At 43.5% G+C, this 14,175-nt stretch carries 12 protein-coding genes and 2 tRNA genes; 3 read left to right on the top strand and 11 right to left on the bottom strand.

From position 1 onward, the window contains the following. Positions 1-70: 70 nt before the first annotated feature. Positions 71-153: transfer RNA gene (locus CHA01nite_RS14180), tRNA-Leu, on the bottom strand. A gap of 35 nt (positions 154-188) precedes the next feature. After that, a tRNA-Lys gene (locus CHA01nite_RS14175) sits at positions 189-261 on the bottom strand. Positions 262-375: 114 nt separating this feature from the next. Between CHA01nite_RS14175 and CHA01nite_RS14170 the strand changes: the two genes are divergently transcribed. Then, positions 376-891: a shikimate kinase gene (locus tag CHA01nite_RS14170; protein WP_146942473.1), complete on the top strand. Its 516-nt coding sequence runs from the start codon at positions 376-378 to the stop codon at positions 889-891. A 10-nt stretch (positions 892-901) separates the two neighbouring features. Here the strand turns inward: CHA01nite_RS14170 and CHA01nite_RS14165 are convergent, their stop codons facing one another. Further along, complete coding sequence (locus CHA01nite_RS14165) at positions 902-1,339, bottom strand: RNA-binding S4 domain-containing protein (RefSeq protein ID WP_146942471.1); 438 nt, start codon at positions 1,337-1,339, stop codon at positions 902-904. 57 nt (positions 1,340-1,396) lie between these two features. Between CHA01nite_RS14165 and CHA01nite_RS14160 the strand changes: the two genes are divergently transcribed. Then, positions 1,397-2,143 (top strand): hypothetical protein, encoded by a 747-nt coding sequence (locus CHA01nite_RS14160; RefSeq protein WP_146942469.1) that lies wholly within the window; start codon positions 1,397-1,399, stop codon positions 2,141-2,143. 43 nt (positions 2,144-2,186) lie between these two features. Here the strand turns inward: CHA01nite_RS14160 and CHA01nite_RS14155 are convergent, their stop codons facing one another. The 5 genes from CHA01nite_RS14155 to CHA01nite_RS14135 form a co-directional block, all read right to left on the bottom strand. Then, complete coding sequence (locus tag CHA01nite_RS14155; RefSeq protein ID WP_146942467.1) at positions 2,187-3,704, bottom strand: FMN-binding glutamate synthase family protein; 1,518 nt, start codon at positions 3,702-3,704, stop codon at positions 2,187-2,189. A 199-nt stretch (positions 3,705-3,903) separates the two neighbouring features. Continuing rightward, positions 3,904-5,250 carry a tRNA (N(6)-L-threonylcarbamoyladenosine(37)-C(2))-methylthiotransferase MtaB gene (gene mtaB / locus CHA01nite_RS14150; protein WP_146942465.1) on the bottom strand — a complete coding sequence of 449 codons (1,347 nt, stop codon included), beginning with the start codon at positions 5,248-5,250 and terminating at the stop codon, positions 3,904-3,906. Positions 5,251-5,316: 66 nt separating this feature from the next. Next, positions 5,317-5,907 (bottom strand): DUF1572 domain-containing protein, encoded by a 591-nt coding sequence (locus tag CHA01nite_RS14145; protein WP_146942463.1) that lies wholly within the window; start codon positions 5,905-5,907, stop codon positions 5,317-5,319. An 82-nt stretch (positions 5,908-5,989) separates the two neighbouring features. Next, positions 5,990-8,083: an FIDD domain-containing protein gene (locus tag CHA01nite_RS14140; RefSeq protein WP_146942461.1), complete on the bottom strand. Its 2,094-nt coding sequence runs from the start codon at positions 8,081-8,083 to the stop codon at positions 5,990-5,992. A 135-nt stretch (positions 8,084-8,218) separates the two neighbouring features. After that, a complete protein-coding gene (locus CHA01nite_RS14135) occupies positions 8,219-9,016 on the bottom strand; it encodes a hypothetical protein (RefSeq protein ID WP_146942459.1) in 798 nt (265 codons plus the stop codon). A 201-nt stretch (positions 9,017-9,217) separates the two neighbouring features. On the opposite strand from CHA01nite_RS14135, the gene glgP reads away from it, so the two are divergent. Then, entirely contained in the window at positions 9,218-10,879 is a 1,662-nt protein-coding gene (glgP, locus tag CHA01nite_RS14130; protein ID WP_146942457.1) for an alpha-glucan family phosphorylase, read from the top strand. Positions 10,880-10,965: 86 nt separating this feature from the next. Here glgP and CHA01nite_RS14125 read toward each other — a convergent pair whose 3' ends face one another. Genes CHA01nite_RS14125 through CHA01nite_RS14115 form a run of 3 tightly spaced genes read right to left on the bottom strand, consistent with a single transcriptional unit; the run spans position 10,966 to position 14,171 of the window. Then, complete coding sequence (locus tag CHA01nite_RS14125; protein WP_146942455.1) at positions 10,966-11,835, bottom strand: glycerophosphodiester phosphodiesterase family protein; 870 nt, start codon at positions 11,833-11,835, stop codon at positions 10,966-10,968. Next, positions 11,825-12,754, bottom strand: coding sequence for a glycerophosphodiester phosphodiesterase family protein (locus CHA01nite_RS14120; protein ID WP_146942453.1), 930 nt, complete (start codon positions 12,752-12,754; stop codon positions 11,825-11,827). The genes CHA01nite_RS14125 and CHA01nite_RS14120 overlap by 11 nt, the downstream gene beginning before the upstream one ends. A gap of 7 nt (positions 12,755-12,761) precedes the next feature. Next, on the bottom strand, positions 12,762-14,171 hold the full coding sequence (locus CHA01nite_RS14115) for a RagB/SusD family nutrient uptake outer membrane protein (RefSeq protein ID WP_146942451.1): 1,410 nt from the start codon (positions 14,169-14,171) through the stop codon (positions 12,762-12,764). Positions 14,172-14,175: the final 4 nt, after the last annotated feature.

The following is a 14,175-nucleotide window of genomic DNA, read 5'->3' as shown; positions in this document are numbered from 1 at the left end:
CCACAATAGATAGTGATAAATATAAAATAAAATTTCTAATATCCCTATCAATTATTTCAATTTTCTGCAGTGCCTGCGACTGGACTCGAACCAGCACATCCTTAGGAAACCACCCCCTCAAGATGGCGTGTCTACCAATTTCACCACGCAGGCGTAAAAATTACAAAAATCCAGTAATTTTATGCTAGTGACCCGGCTGGGATTCGAACCCAGGACCCATACATTAAAAGTGTATTGCTCTACCAGCTGAGCTACCGAGTCGGCCACACTATCCACGATTAACACAGCAATAATGTCTCTCGTTTTTAGTGGTGCAAAGATATGAGTTTTTTCTTTATCTCAAAACTTTTTTGCAAATTTGTTTAAAAAAAATTCATGATAATTTCACTCATCGGATACATGGGCAGCGGCAAATCTCACGTTTCCAAAATATTAAGCGACAAACTGCAATTCAGGCTCATTGATCTGGATAAAGAGATTTCCAGAAGGAACAAACTTACCATCCCGGAAATCTTTGAGAAAAAAGGTGAAATCTACTTCCGCAAGCAGGAAAGAGAGACCCTGGAAGAAATTCTGGCCTCCGAAGAAAATGTTGTTTTAAGCCTGGGCGGTGGTACGCCGGTATATTATAACAACATGGAGATCATCAACCATAATTCAAAAAGTATTTTTCTGAGGGCCTCGATAGGAACACTAACCGAACGTCTTTCCAAACAGAAGGAAAAACGGCCGCTGATTGCCAATATCGATGATGAGAACCTGGCCGAATTCATCGCCAAACATTTGTTCGAGCGGAACCCGTTTTACAGCAAAGCGCAGTACCAGGTAAACACCGATCAGCGCAGTCCTGAAGATATTGTAGATGAAATAGCAGAAAAGCTCTATCTCTAGAGCTTTTTCCTTAATCTTCTTTTTCCGGACCGTCCGGGGTTTCACCAAAGAAATCGTCCCAATCCGTAAAATCGGCAGCAATATCATTTTCCACATAGCCGTCCATATCCCTCCGGTCTTTTTTGGTAGGTCTCCCCTCTCCCCTGTTCCGGTAATAATCCTGGGACATCTTCCGCATTTTCAGCAACTCGTACTGTTCTTTATCCGTCACATCCTGGATATGCAGCGGCACCAGTTTGGCTCCGAGCCTGCTTTTGGGAATTTGGATGACTTTAATTTTATAATCAATCTGATTTTTACGGATCTTGATCACATCGCCTTCTTTTACTTCCTTGGAAGATTTTACCACAGAAGCTCCTATGGATACCCTGTTTTTTTTAATCTCCTCAGTAGCAATGGTTCTGGTCTTATAAAAACGAATGCTCCATAAAAATTTATCTATTCTCATAATTTTTTATACTTTTGCCGTTATATTCTTTGTAAAGTAATTAAACTTTTTTTGAAAATGAAAAAAATATTTTTATATATCCTTGCCGGTACGCTTTGTTTCACGGCATGTAAAAAGGATGATCAGGTGGAAACCTTTGTAGAACCGGATGATGTGGCGGTAAGAAATTCCTACGACGATCAGGCCATCCAGAAGTTTATGAACGACAATTATCTGGATGCACAGGGAAATATAAAAGCATTTAGCTCCACGGATACTTCTGATGACACCCAGAAAAAACTGTCGGAACTCAGCCCGGTTACCCTTCCTTCAGGAGTTATTTATATTGTAAGAACCGGAGCGCAGCCTTCATCAGGGGTTACTCTGGATACCAATCCTGAATCTTCTACTGCAACACAAATCAAAACAATGATGAGAGCCAATTATTATCTGGCTACGAATACCGATGGTAATGTTGCCTTTAATACTTCAGGCGTTCTTTTAAATACTATTAATGGAAGCACTTCTCCGGTAACGGACCCAATGTTCTATTATGTTAAAAAGAATATTAAAGATACAGCAGGTAAAGACCGGAGTTATTATGAAATCGAAGGCCTTCAGGAAGGTTTAAAATATTTCCAGGGATTTCAGAATATGTCAGACGGAGATGCCTACAATTTACAGGGGGTAATCATTGTACCGTCCAGAGCAGCTTTCGGAAGAAACGACCATTACAATTACGTAGGATACTCACTGAAAAATACATCATTTGTATTTAACTTCCAGATTTATAAAGCCAACGTAAGGCCTACCGGCGATCAATAAGACAAAAGCACTTCAGATTGAAGTGCTTTTTTTATGTTTTCTCCTAAGATCTGACTGTATGCTTCACATTCCCCAGGATATCCGGGAAATACAGATCCGAAAGATGGTCGAATTCATCACCTCTCATAAACATGGCGGCATCCACTTCTTCATAGGAGTTTTTTCCTGCGGCAGCAATCAGTTCGTTGCAGGTATGCAGTGTATTTTTATGGAAATGGTATACGCGTTCTGCCTTATCCGTTACATCAAGCCCTTTGACCAGCATTCTATCCTGGGTCGCCACTCCCGTCGGGCATTTGTTGTTATTGCACCTCAACGCCTGGATGCAGCCCAAAGAGAACATAAACCCCCTCGCATTATTACACATATCGGCACCCATGGCAATAGCTCTCAAAATATCAAGACTCGTTAGAACTTTTCCGCTGGCGATCACCCTTAATTTTTTTCGGACATTATAATGGTTAAGCGTCCGGTTTACAAAAATCAGGGCCGGCTCCAACGGCATCCCGACGCCGTCTGAAAATTCCGGCGGTGCAGCTCCGGTACCTCCTTCCGCACCGTCAATGGTAATAAAATCAGGATAAATTTTCAGGACGTTCATCTGTACGCAGATGTCTTCAAATTCCCGGGTATCACCGATACATAATTTAAAACCAACCGGTTTTCCACCCGAAAGATCCCTTAGCTGCTGAACAAACCTCAACAGTCCTGCCGCATCTGAAAAAGCAGTATGCGAAGGGGGTGAAAGGATGGTCATTCCCGGTGTGACATGACGGATCCTGGCAATTTCCGGAGTATTTTTCACGGCCGGCAAAACACCTCCGTGACCGGGCTTTGCCCCTTGCGACAATTTGATTTCCACCATTTTCACGGCAGGCATCGCTGAATATTTTTTAAACAGTTCCGGGTTGAATTTTCCTTCGTCATCCCGGCATCCGAAGTAACCCGTTCCGATCTGCCAGCAGAGGTCACCGCCTTCCAGATGGTGAGGAGAAATCCCTCCTTCTCCCGTATTGTGATAGAAATTTCCTTTTTTCGCCCCTCTGTTGAGGGAAATCTGCGCCCTGTCGCTCAAGGCTCCGAAGCTCATGGCGGAAATATTAAACAGCGAAGCGTGATAAGGCTGGGCACACTGCTCGCCGCCTACCCATACCCTCGGCAGTTCTTCCATCGGGGATTTTGCATAAATGGAATGCTTAATCCCTTCGTATTTTCTGTGGTTCACTTCCAGCTGGGTTCCGAATGGCACTGTATCGCTCAGGTTTTTGGCCCGTCTGTATACGGCGGAACGCTGGTTCCTGGGGAAAGGTTTCCCGTCGGTTTCCCGCTCAATAAAATATTGCTGCATTTCCGGGGAAATACTTTCAAAAAAATACCGGAAATACCCGAGCACCGGAAAGTTCCGTAAAATAGCATGTTTGCTCTGGGTTACATTATAAACGCCTATGGCATAAACAATGGTCAGGAAAAAAGGAATCCACCAATCGGCTTTTATCAGAAAAGCAACTGCCCAGGCAACCGCCAGAATAACGGCTCCCCACAGCAAAAATTTATCTCTCATATCAAGTTGAATTTACTCAAAGTTAAAGAAATTTAATTTGAATAAGAACAGCAGAATGAATCAAAAAGCCAACTATTAATCTTTATTTTTAATGTAAATACTTTTTAATCCGGTTTAACATGAAATATAGACAAATAAATACCATGCACTGTAGGAAAACAGTACTTTAGGTTTAAATCATCAAAAGAAAAATGAGTTTCTAAATCTTCTCAAGGAAACTTTTAAATGAACTCATCACGGAAACACTGCCGTCCGCTTCGATTTTATCCAGCTTCAGCCACTCGATCTTATTGACGGAAGACGGATCGAAATCCTTCTGTACCCGTACATAATTTTCCGTAAAACCGAACATTTTCCCGTTTTTGTTCTCATGTTCCCACAGGACCGGAAGTGTTTTTCCGAGCTGTTCCTGGTAAAAGGCCATCTTTTTCTTTTCAGAAAGGATTCTGAGCATTTTATTGCGCCTTTTTCTTTCCGGGATGGGAACCACGCCTTCCATATCTGCCGCTTCGGTATTTTCCCTTTCAGAATACGTAAAGACGTGCAGATAGGTAATCGGCAAATCATTCAGGAAGTGATAGGTCTCCATAAATCTTTCCTCGGTCTCCCCTGGGAAACCAACAATTACATCTACGCCGATTGCCGCATGCGGCATCACTTCACGGATTTTATGAACCCGCTCGTCATACAGTTTCGTCAGATAACGGCGCTTCATTTTTTTCAGCAGGTCGTCGCTTCCGGACTGTAACGGGATATGGAAATGCGGAACAAAGCTTTTGCTCCGGGAAACCAATTCAATACTTTCATCTTTTAAAAGGTTCGGTTCAATGGATGAAATCCGGATTCTTTCGATGCCTTCTACCCTGTCAAGCTCCGAAATCAGATCGAGGAAGGTATGCTCATGCCTTTTGTTTCCGAATTCCCCTTTTCCGTAATCGCCGATATTTACGCCCGTTAACACAATTTCTTTAATATCTCTGGCTGCAATTTCGGTTGCATTTTTCAGAACATTCTGGATGGTGTCGGAACGGGAAATCCCTCTTGCCAGAGGAATGGTGCAATAGGTACATTTATAGTCGCATCCGTCCTGAACTTTCAGGAAGGCCCGGGTCCTGTCGCCGATGGAATAGCTCCCGATGAAAAAATCGGTTTCTTCGATCTCACAGGAATGAACGATGCCCTCGCTTCCGGATTTTTCAAGATCATCAAGATAGCTCAGGATATTGAATTTTTCCTTAGCCCCCAAAACCAGGTCCACCCCTTCGATCTGTGAAATCTCTTCAGGCTTCAGCTGTGCATAACATCCGACAATCACCACCAAACCTTCCGGATTGGCTTTCATGGCTCTTTTCACATGAAGCTTACACTCGCGGTCTGCATTTTCGGTAACCGAGCAGGTATTGATGACGTACACATTGGCCTTTTCATCAAAGCTCACCTTCTCATATCCGGCTTCCGTTAATTGTCGGGCAATAGTCGATGTTTCCGCAAAATTTAATTTGCAGCCAAGGGTATGAAATGCGGCAGTTCTGTGATATTGAGACATTTATTGATTCTGAATTTTGTGGGTGCAAAGATAATCATTTTAATATGAATCGGAAATCGATTCACTCTATTGCTTAAATTCATCCCGTACTTCCGGACTGTCCTGATAGCAGACCGGTGAAGAATTTATTCCGGATTCATCCTGTGAAAACCGGCTTTTCATCCCGGCATTGAATTCCCCGGATTTATTTCTGGCAATGGACAGGGTTTTCCAATCGTTATTTTTAAGCATTTTGGCAATATAGATCATTTGTCCGACATGGTAGGGGTAATGCGCCAGCTGCCTGAAGACCGCATCAATAACAGAATGGGGTTCATTTCTGATGTAGATTGTGGCATACAGGTTTTCTTCAGTAATCTGATCCAGCGCGCCGAAAAGACATTTCCAGCCTTGCTCCCAATATTCGAGAACTTCAGCTTTTGTCGTAAAGGCATTTACAAATTCCTCATCACGGTTCCGCCAGGATTTCTCCCCGTCTTCCGTTAAAAAATTGGTCCACCGCGACAGCATATTCCCTGCGATATGCTTTACAATAACAGCTATGGAATTGGTGTCTTCATTGAACTGCCGGAAGATGTCTTCTTCCGATAGCTGTGCGAAGGCCTGATCGCCCAACATTTTATAGTACTCAAAACGTTTGATGAATAAATCTTTCATGGGAATATATTTGAGTATCGAAGGTAAGAAATTTTACAAATGAAAAACCGCCACGATTGTGACGGTTTTATTTAAATATAAGTTATTCCCTGTTTTTTACCATGACCCAGCCTGAGTATTTGAATAAAGTATTCTTTTTATCGTTTTCATTCCAGGAAACGGAATACCAATAGGTACCGGTAGGAACTTTTTTTCCGCCTGTAGTACCGTCCCATTTATAAGCATTGAACCGGTTGGCTTCAAACATTTTGTTTCCGTAACGGTCGAAAATACTGAACACAAGGTTTTGTTTATTTCCGAGGGCGGAATAGTCGATCACATCGTTTACGCCGTCACCGTTCGGAGTAATCACATTCACCAAGTTCGGAACCACGATATCTATATCAATCGGATCACAGTCATAGGCATCCTTTACATATAGATGATGGTCACCACGTGATACATTGGTAAAGATATTGGATTCCTGCCATTTCACCCCATCCATGGAATAGCTGTAAGGCGACTTACCGCCTTTAACATTTACAGTCACCGTATTGTTCTTAATGTCGACGTCCGAAATGACGGGCTGTTCGGAGGCATATATTTTTACCGTCTGTACGGCAGTACATTCCCCGGTTTTCAGTTTTACCCAGTAGGTACCCACTCCTACATTACTTACCGTTTGGGTTGTTGCACCGGTGCTCCATTCATAAGAGGTGAATCCGGGACCTGCATCCAGCGTGGTACGGTCTTCCATGCATATGGTTTTATCCTTTAAAACATTGGAATACACAGGTGGGATGACAATAAGGTTAACTTTTGCAATGGCGTAGCAGCCGTTGGTATCGGTCACTTTTACATATACCACACTGTTTGGAGCCGTGTAATTCAAAAAGCCGACGATTTCATTGCTTCCTGACTGTGCATCGGCCAGCGACTTATAATATTTTTTAGGCAGCGGCTGTGAGGTGACGGCTGCGGTTGATAAATTAAACAAAGCCAGAGAAGGCGTAACTTCGATAGCACAGGATCTTAGGGTAGCTTCAGTGACTGCAATTGCAGGATAAAACTTCAGGGTAATCTGTGCAACAGCCGTACAGCCGTATTGGGAGGTCACTTTTACATAAACGGTTCCTTCAGCGGATACAAACGCATTGGCCGGAACAATCGGGTTGGTGCCTGCATTAAGATCAGCCATTGACTGGTAATACTGCTTTGTCGCTGTAGGATCGCTGAATACCGCAGCCGAAGTAAGATCGAAAGTGGCCGTTCCAGCATTATTGTTGTTACAGCTGAATAAGGTGACATTACTTACCGAAATGTTTCCGTATTTGAACTTAAAGGCCCCTACCTGCCTGCAGGAATTGATCGGGTTATTCGGGTTGGCAGGATCCTGGTAATGAACACTGTAGTAATAAGTAACCGTATTGCTTACCGTTGTAGGCGTCAGGATAGGGTTGGCTCCCGACAGCGCATCATTCTGAGAACTGTGATAACTGATCTGAAAATTCGTATTTCCATTCAGGATTCCGGCGGACAGGGTATTGAAGTTGAAAACCACCGGATTCTGGCAGATGATGATCTCCCTGGGATCGGCAGGATTTGCAGCCGGAGCTCCGGGCGGGATAAACGGCTGCGTCTGGATCGCAGGATCCGTAAAAGGAGAAGCCAGGGTCGCCGTACCGCCCCAGGTCAGGGAAAACGGTGCCATCGTAGGATTGGTAATATCTACCCAGTTATCGATATACAGGTAATAGGTTTGTCCCGGCAGTACATCAAGATACTGGCAGTATGGGGTAAGAGAACCTCCGGCTGCACTGGTGATGGTACTGGTCATGTTCATTCCGGTAGAAGCACTTACTCCGATGACGGTAGCCGCGTTACAGCGGATGGGCGTTCCAAGACTCCCGCAGTTGACATTCGGTCCGTAAATGGCCCAATCGTAATCCGCATCGGAAGAAGTCGGCACCAGGTCGAACGTAAGGGTACCGCCGGTAGCAATGGTAAATTTATACCAGATCGAATTATGCTCACCGGTAGACAGGCAGCCACCCAGGTTTTCATTTACGGCACCTACGCCAGAAGGGGAATACGTAATATTCGAGTTCCCGCATACCGAAAGTGCCGTAGCACAATCTGCCTGAGCGAAAATCATATGGGAAACGACAAAAAAGAAAAGGAGGAGAAATTTCTTCATATCATTCAGAGTTTTGATTATTAATTTACCAGGGGTAATTTACAACGTATCAAATATAAACAATTCAAATTAAATATTACAAATCGACATTAATAATCCAACAAATACCACAAAATAATAGGATTAAGATAAAAACTACTTAATGCTCGTCATATTTCCGCAAAGATTCTCAAGATGAAAAATCCTGTGAAAAGGACTTTTTACCTGCTGCAGATGTTCCTTATCCCGGATAAAGGTATATCTGGAGGCAATGGAATTCATGTCTGAGACAATCACGAGCCAGCATTCATCCACCGAATGATCGTAATAGGGAAACTTTTCGTTCTTTTTTTCAATAAGCTCCACTATTTTTTCCGAACACAGCTCATCAAACAGGTTCATGCTGTATTCATGGGTGATAAACACATTTCTGCGGTGGGAAGATTTGCGGATACTTTTTACATAACCCGACGGTTTTCCTTTTTTGATGCTCCTGTAAATATTCAGGATAATTTCCTGCTGGTTTTCCGGAGTATCCAGTCTGATACCCGGGTGGAATTCCAAAAAATAAACACCACGGTATTTCGTAGTGTTCTCCTGTTCCAATAGTATTTCTGCCTGACGGAAAATTTTGTTGAGATTGCTCTCCATCTTCTTCATTTCAAGATGGTTGATCACCTCGGTAAGCTCGATTCCGATTTTTTTATCATTGAATTTCGCAATGAAATCCGGGCTTTCACAGGTAAGATTTTCGAACTTCACTTCGGGAAAATGGTGCATGAAGGAATTGAGCAGTAAAATTTCGGCTTTCTTTTTGTACTTCTCCCGGTCGTGAAGCGGGGATGCATCTATGGTACGGTGGTATTTCTCGATCGGTTTTTTTTTCAGATGCCGGTTCAGATGATACAAGCTGAGATTTTTAATTAAATCTTCATCAGAAAATGTCTTTTTCATGTGCTTGGAATAATAAAGGTTATGGAACACATAAAACTCCCGTTTCAGATTATGAAGTTTTGATTATCAAAAAATTACTTAATAAAGGTAAAGAAAAAAATTATTTGAAGAGATCCTTCAGGCTTAATTTCAGAAATAATTAATATAAGGTTTATTTTCATAATTGATACCTTTGCCTATTCACCTAATAAACTGTCATTCATGGATTTTAAAAATTTTAAGGTACCCTTTGAGGTCAATCCGCAATACGCTAAAAAAGTAGCCTATTTCTCAATGGAATTTGCCATTGAACAGGTATTGAAAATATATTCGGGAGGGCTTGGCTTTCTGGCAGGATCGCATATGAGAAGTGCCTACAACCTGAAGCAGGATCTTATCGGAATCGGAATCCTCTGGAAGTTCGGCTATTATGACCAGGCACGCAACCACGACCAGACGCTGCAGCCGACCTGGACCAAGAAGATGTACAGCTTTCTGGAAGATACCGGTATTAAATTCCGGATCGAAATCCACAGTGCGCCGGTCTGGGTAAAAGTCTGGTATCTTGATCCTGAAATTTTCCATACGGCCCCGATGTTTTTCCTCTCCACGGATGTTCCTGAAAACGACCATGTTTCCAAAACGATCTGCCACAAGCTGTATGATGCCAATGAAGCGACGAAGCTGGCGCAGTATATCCTGCTTGGAAAAGGCGGTGCCCAGCTGCTGGATGAAATGAACATCGAAAGGGAGGTCTATCACCTCAATGAAGCGCACGGTCTCCCTGCAGCGTTTCATCTGCTGAAAAAATACAATGGCAACCTGAATAAAGTTAAGGAAAAACTGGTCTTTACCACCCACACTCCGGAAGAAGCCGGAAACGAGAAGCATAATTTAAGATTGTGCCACGATATGTCTTATTTTTCAGGCCTGGGTATGGATGAAGTAAAGCGTATCGAAGGTTCGGATGACGACCGTTTCAATCATTCGCTGTGTGCCCTGAAGATGGCAAGGGAAGCGAACGGGGTTTCCAGGCTTCACGGCGATGTTTCCAGAACCATGTGGAGCAAATATCCCGGGATCTGCGACATTACCTCCGTTACCAATGCCCAGGAATTCAAATACTGGGCGGACCAACCGTTGTATAAGGCAAAGGATGAAAATGATGAAAAGGCTTTCGACGACCGCAAAAAGCATTTAAAAAAGAAATTATTCAAGATTGTAGCAGACCAGACCGGAAATTTATTCGACCCTGATATTTTTACCATTGTCTGGGCCAGAAGGTTTGCCGGATATAAACGCGCCGATCTCCTTCTGCACGATAAGAGCCGGTTTTACAAGTTACTGAATCATCCCAAATATCCGATCCAGATGATCTGGGCGGGAAAACCGTATCCGATGGATTATTCGGCCATTTCCACTTTCAATTCCCTGGTGGAAGAGAGCAAAAACAACAAACACCTGGCAGTACTTACAGGGTATGAGCTTTCCCTGAGCAAATCCTTAAAACAGGGCTCCGACCTTTGGCTCAACAACCCGCGTGTACCGAGAGAAGCTTCAGGGACATCAGGGATGACAGCTGCGATGAACGGTTCAATCAATTTATCAACGGATGACGGCTGGATCCCGGAATTTGCCAAACATGGCGAAAATTCATTTGTGGTTCCGAAGTGCGATTATGAAAAGATGAGCGTTTACGAACAGGATAATTACGATATGAACAAATTATACGAAATCCTGGAAAATGAAATCCTTCCTGCTTATTATGATCAGCGGGATCAATGGAGAAAGATCCAGTACAATTCGATGGATGATGTAAAAGATCAGTTCAACAGCGACCGGATGGCGGATGAATATTATAAGCTGCTTTACGACCGGCAGTAAACAAAGCATAATTTGCGGAAATATAAAATCGGCGGAGCTTTTGGCTCCGCCGATTCCGTTTTGAAAGTATAAAAAAAATAATAAAATCAGTAATACAGATTCCTCTTTTTCAGGAATCCGATGAGCTCCCTGGGACGGTCGGTCTGAATGATATTTACATGATTTTTAATAAACCATTCATAAAAATCGGGATTTTCCAGGGCAAGGTCATCATTATGTCCGGCATTATGATGAGGCCAAAGCGCATTCACCCAGACTTTACAGCCTTGTGCCCGTACTTTATTAAAGTCAATCATATTCTGTTCGGTAGTGCCGACGGTAAATTCAAACCCATAAACTTTGTAATGATCGGTGTATTCATCTATTTTCTGCCAGCCTTCTTTTACATTCAGCCTGATAATCGGCATAAAATGGATCTCATTTTTAATCGTTCCGTATTTGCGGTCGAATTCCTTATAAGTTTCATGGCCTTTGAATAAAACCTGGTCCAGCATATTCCTTTTTTTCAGCAGGGGATACACGATCTTGATGTAGTCGAAGCCTTTATCCAGATTGATCAGAATCTTGTTTTGGGTAATATCAAGGATTTCTTCAAGGGTAGGAACTTTCATCTGCGTGGTGCTGCCTAAACCGTCTTTCAAAGAGAATTTCCGGAGTTCGGCTAACGTGTAGTCGCCCGGTTTCCCGGTTCCCGTCGTTGTCCGGTCGATGGTTTGATCATGCATCAGCACCAGAACACTGTCTTTCGTCAGAGCCAGGTCCACTTCTACCATATCGATTCCTTTTTCGATGGCTTTTTTCACCGCCCAGGCAGAATTTTCCGGGGCTTCCCGCCAGTCGGCCCGGTGAGCGACCACCATTACTTTATCATCAGGAAAGCGGGAAAGCGATACGCCTTTCTGCGCTGAGACCATTGCTGAAATAAAGATCAGCATGCTTAAAATTTTAATCTTCATATTTCTTATTTTCAGATTTAAGATAACGGATCAGGGCCTCCGGACGGTCAGTCTGGATGATAGCGGCTCCTTTTTTAATGATCCACCCCCAATTTTCTTCGGGATGATCGATCGCAAGGTCATCATCGTGTCCGGCGCACAATTCCGGCCAAAGGGCGTTGATCCAGATCAGGGCATGCGTTTTTCTGATCAGGGCCAAAAGCTGATCGGCTTCAGCGGTATCATCTTTAATAATGACTTCATAAGCAACGGGAGCAAAAAGCTGATGAAAATCTTTTACATACTGCTCGGGCTCCAGCACTTTATCACGCTTATAAATACTGTAATCTTGCGGCCAGACCATGGGCATATACACCATCCTGCTGAGTTTCTCTCCCACCTCTTTTTTAAGTTCTGCCGCGCTCTTATTGCCTTTCAGAATGATCTGTTCGGTGGTTCCGGTTTTATCGGTCATTGCTTTCACCTCATCCAGGAAATTCCATGATTTGTCGAGGTTCAGCATGATCCTTTTTCCTCTGATGAAATTGAGGACTTCTTCTAAGGTAGGTACTTTTTCCCGGGTTATCATATTGGCCCCGTTTTTAAGAAAGAGCTTCCTGATATCTTCCAGATTGGTTTCAGCAATTTCCCCTTTTCCGTTGGTTGTCCGCTCAAGTCTGGAATCATGCATCACAATCAGATGGCCGTCTCTGGTCTTATGGAGATCTATTTCCACGATATCCACTCCCATTTTAATGGCTCCTTCAATGGCTTTGATGGAGTTCTCAGGATAGTTTCTCCAGTCTCCGCGATGAGCGGCAACCAGGATTTTTCCGGACGGAATTTCTTTTTTGAAATAATTGGTCTGCGAAAAAGCTGATGAGAAAACCAGCAGCAACAGGAAAACTGCCGTTTTCTGACTTAAAAATATATTTTTCATAGCTTAATTAATATCCCGGGTTTTGTTTAATCGCCGGATCTGTATTGATCTGCCCCTGCGGCACCGGCATCAGAAGGTTATGCTGATCAATTTTTGCTGTGCTGTATCCGGGTGTTACCGCGAAATGCTGGGCCATAACCTGAACGGCTTTTCCCGTTCTTACCAGATCAAACCAACGGTGTCCTTCGCCTATCAGCTCCAGTCTTCTTTCCTTATCAATCTCGGCAAAAAGAGTCTGCTGGGAAGTGAGATTCACACTGGCAACCCCTGCTCTGGTCTTAATTTTATTCAGATAAAGATTGGCATTCGTAAAATCATTGGCCTTTGCATAACATTCCGCCATCATCAGATAAACATCGGCAAGGCGAAGAACCACGATATTGCTGCTTCCGTCATTAATGGGATATTTGGAATCCGGCTTAACCAGTTTTTTGCTGTAGGGAATACCGTTGCCCGTAAGGCCGATATAAGCTGATTTTCTCTGATCACCCGTTGTATACAGATTGTATATTTCTTTGGTAGGAAGATTGTGCCCTTTAGCACCGGCTACCGTTCCGGACGGACTGAACAGCTGAAAAGCAGGGCTTCCTTCGGTACTGCCGTTTACTCCTGAAGCAAACTGGACATCGAAAATAATTTCGGAATTGTTTTTATTGGTTACATCAAAAACTTTAGTTACATCCGGAAGAAGGCTGTACCCAAGTCCTTCAACCTGCAGAAGATAGGATAAAGCTTCCTGATGCTTATTTTCAGTAATTAGTACCTTTCCTAAAATTCCGAGCGCAGCGCCTTTTGTAACCCGCCCTTTCTGGGCCTGCGACGGTGGCAAAAGCGGAATGGCCTCTTTCAGTTCTTTTTCAATGAAGGGGTAGATCTCGGAAGCCGGCGTGCGGCTCTGGCCGAAATAATCATTAACATTCGTGGTTTCTTTGGTGACCAGAGGAACATCTCCGAATACCCTGACCAGATTGAAATACATTAAGGCACGTAAAAATTTCAATTCTCCGATCCTGTAATTTTTGGTTGCCTGGGGCATATCCTGGATCCCGTCGATCCTGTTCAGGATAATATTCACCTGCTGAATCCCGATGTAATGGTCTTTCCAGGTACTGGCAAGCAGGGTATTGTTGGGCTGAATGGTGAAAAAATCAAGTTCACCGTAGGTAAATGAGTCATTGGCCGGGACTTCATCAAATGTATTGTCCGACGGGATTTCCCCGATTACCAGCATGGCCTGCTGGTATTGCCCGGTGTATTGCAGGGTCCCGTAAACGGCATTGACTCCCTGCTCGATCTGTGAGGCATCGGCATAGAACTGGGAAGTCACCTTGGTTGCTTCCGGATTGGTGTTCAGCAAATCCGAAGAACAGGATTGCAAAAAAAACAGTAAAATGAGTGGGGTAAGTATTTTTTTCATAGGT

Origin of the sequence: Chryseobacterium hagamense, from assembly GCF_007991455.1 — a bacterium.
GTDB classification, from domain to species: domain Bacteria; phylum Bacteroidota; class Bacteroidia; order Flavobacteriales; family Weeksellaceae; genus Chryseobacterium; species Chryseobacterium hagamense.
Note: the sequence above shows the minus strand (reverse complement) of the source record. Positions and strands in the feature narration are given on the sequence as shown.